At 68.4% G+C, this 2,201-nt stretch carries 1 pseudogene; it reads left to right on the top strand.

The features are described 5' to 3' along the window. Positions 1–12 precede the first annotated feature (12 nt). Positions 13–2,201, top strand: a pseudogene (locus tag ACWCSV_RS34520) (type I polyketide synthase); the annotation flags it as partial.

Raw genomic sequence — 2,201 nt, 5'->3', positions numbered from 1 at the left:
GGTGAGTGGGCGTCCCGGTTGGTGGGGGTGCCGGTGGGTGAGCAGCGTCAGGTGTTGACGGATCTGGTGCGTGTTCACGCGGCTGCGGTGCTGGGTCATGAGTCGGCTGAGGATGTGCTGCCGCAGCGGGCGTTCAAGGATCTGGGTTTTGATTCGGTTGGTGCGGTGGAGTTGCGGAACCGGCTCTCGAAGGAGGTCGGTGTCAGGTTGGCTTCCACGATGGTCTTCGACCATCCCAATGCCGCTGCCCTCGCGGAGTACGTACGAGGCGAACTCGTCGGTGTGGGTGAGCAGGCGGTCCGGAGTGAGGGCGCGGTCCAGGTCGTGGCTGCCGCGCTCGGCGAGCCGATCGCGATCGTCGGCATGGGATGCCGGTACCCGGGCGGGGCGGACGGGCCCGATCAGTTCTGGAACCTGGTGGCGGCCGGCACCGACACCATCGGCGGCTTTCCGACCGACCGCGGGTGGGATGCCTACGAGGAGGAGTTCGGAAAGGGGCAGGAGTACCGGCGCCAGGGCGGATTCGTCTACGACGCGGCCGAGTTCGATGCGGGGTTCTTCGGGATCAGTCCGCGTGAGGCGCTGGCGATGGATCCGCAGCAGCGGTTGTTGCTGGAGACCTCTTGGGAGGCGATCGAGCACGGAGGCATCGACCCCAAGTCCCTGCACGGCTCGGCCACCGGTGTGTTCGTCGGCGCCAACTTCTCGGGATACAGCTCGGTCCTCCCGATCGAGGACACCAGCCTGGACGGCTACCGGCTGATCGGGAATGTCACGGCTGTTCATTCCGGCCGGATCTCGTACTGCTTGGGGTTGACCGGTCCTGCGGTGACGGTGGACACGGCGTGTTCGTCGTCGTTGGTGGCGATGCACCAGGCGGTGCAGGCGCTGCGGGCCGGTGAGTGCTCGATGGCGCTGGCCGGCGGTGTGGCCGTGATGGTCTCGCCTGCCGCGTTCATGGAGTTCGCACAGCAAGGCGGTATGGCGTCGAGCGGCCGGTCGAAGGCGTTCTCCGAGGAGGCCGACGGGATCGGCTGGGGCGAGGGCGCGGGCATGGTGATGTTGGAGCGGCTGTCGGACGCCCAGCGCAATGGGCATCAGGTGCTGGCGGTGATCCGCGGGAGTGCGGCGAACCAGGACGGTGCGTCGAACGGTCTGGCGGCGCCGAACGGTCCTTCGCAACGCCGGGTGATCCGCGCGGCCCTCGCCAACGCACAGTTGTCCCCGGCCGACGTCGACGCCGTGGAAGCCCACGGTACCGGCACCTCACTCGGTGACCCGATCGAAGCCAACGCCCTCCTCGCGACATACGGCCAAGAGCGTTACGAGGAGCAGCCGTTGTGGCTGGGGTCGGTGAAGTCCAACATCGGTCACACTCAGTGCGCCGGCGGTGTGGCGGGTGTGATCAAGATGGTGATGGCGTTGCGGCACGGTGTGTTGCCGAAGACGCTGTTCGCTGAGGAGCCGTCCTCGCACGTGGACTGGGAATCCGGCAACGTCCGGCTGCTTCAGGAGCCGGTGGAGTGGCCCGCGGGCGAGCGTCCGCGCCGCGCCGGTGTCTCGGCCTTCGGCGTGAGTGGTACGAACGTCCACCTGATCGTCGAGGAAGCTCCGGTCCTGGTCGGTGAGCTGGAGCAGCCGGTGGAGACCCCGGCTCCGAAGGTTCTCGGCACCGCACCTTCGGTCTGGCCGGTGTCGGGTCAGAGCACTGCGGCGTTGGCAGGTCAGGCGGGTCGGCTGCGTGAATTCGTGGTGGCGCGGCCGGAGTTGTCGGTGGGTGATGTGGGCTGGTCGTTGGCGGTGACGCGTGCGGCGTTGGAGCATCGTGCGGTGGTGCTCGGTAGCGGGCGCGGTGAGCTCGCGGCGGGTCTGGCGGCGGTGGCTACGGGGCAGCCCGGACCTGGTGTGGTGACGGGTTCGGTGGCACCTGCCGGGGTGGGGCGGACGGTGTTCGTCTTCCCGGGGCAGGGCAGTCAGTGGGTGGGGATGGGCCGTGAGTTGGCGGAGGTTTCGCCGGTGTTCGCGGCGAGGTTGGCGGAGTGTGGTGTGGCTCTCGCGCCTTATGTGGACTGGCGGTTGGACGATGTGTTGGCTGGTGTGCATGGGTTTGAGGCTGCGGATGTGGTGCAGCCGGCGTTGTGGGCGGTGATGGTGTCGCTGGCCGCGGTGTGGGAGGCGGCGGGGGTGTCGCCGGATGCGGT

It is taken from the genome of Streptomyces sp. NPDC001770 (assembly GCF_053596135.1).
Note: the sequence above shows the minus strand (reverse complement) of the source record. Positions and strands in the feature narration are given on the sequence as shown.